Raw genomic sequence first — 602 nt, 5'->3', positions numbered from 1 at the left:
TTCCATACAAACTAGTGAATAACTACGGTCCGACTGAAAATACAGTCGTAGCGACAAGCGGAATGATCGATCCAGAAAAAGGCACGATTCCGATAGGAACAGCGATTGCCAATACACGTTTTTACATCATGGGTTCGTTATACGACCTGTCGCCGCCAGGCGTACCCGGTGAGCTCGTGATTGCAGGAAAAGGACTGGCGAGAGGCTACTGGAAACTTCCAGAGGAAACTGACAAACGATTTGTCCCAGATCCATTTTATCCAGGCGAGCGCATGTACCGCACAGGCGATTTAGTGAAATGGACAGAGGACGGCGAGCTGATCTATCTCGGCAGAATAGACCATCAGGTCAATATCCGCGGTTTCCGTATTGAGCTGTCAGAAATTGAAGCGCAGCTTTTGACGCTGGATTCGGTGAAAGAAGCGGTCGTGACAACGGTCAAAGATGCGGGTGATCAGGACACCCTTACCGCTTACGTGATCACGGAGAACGATACAGAGGACTTAAAAGAAAGCCTGAAACGCACACTGCCTGAATACATGGTGCCATCATGGATCATAAAGCTAGACCGATTTCCAATGACGGCCAATGGAAAAGTCGAT

The 602-nt window shown here is 48.8% G+C and carries 1 protein-coding gene; it reads left to right on the top strand.

The annotated features are described in order from the left end of the window. The coding region (locus BA81_RS18955) for an AMP-binding protein (protein WP_034284341.1) at window positions 1-602 on the top strand (602 nt) is incomplete at both ends.

The sequence above is a fragment of the Bacillus safensis FO-36b genome, from assembly GCF_000691165.1.
In the GTDB taxonomy this organism is placed as follows: Bacteria; Bacillota; Bacilli; order Bacillales; family Bacillaceae; genus Bacillus; species Bacillus safensis.
Note: the sequence above shows the minus strand (reverse complement) of the source record. Positions and strands in the feature narration are given on the sequence as shown.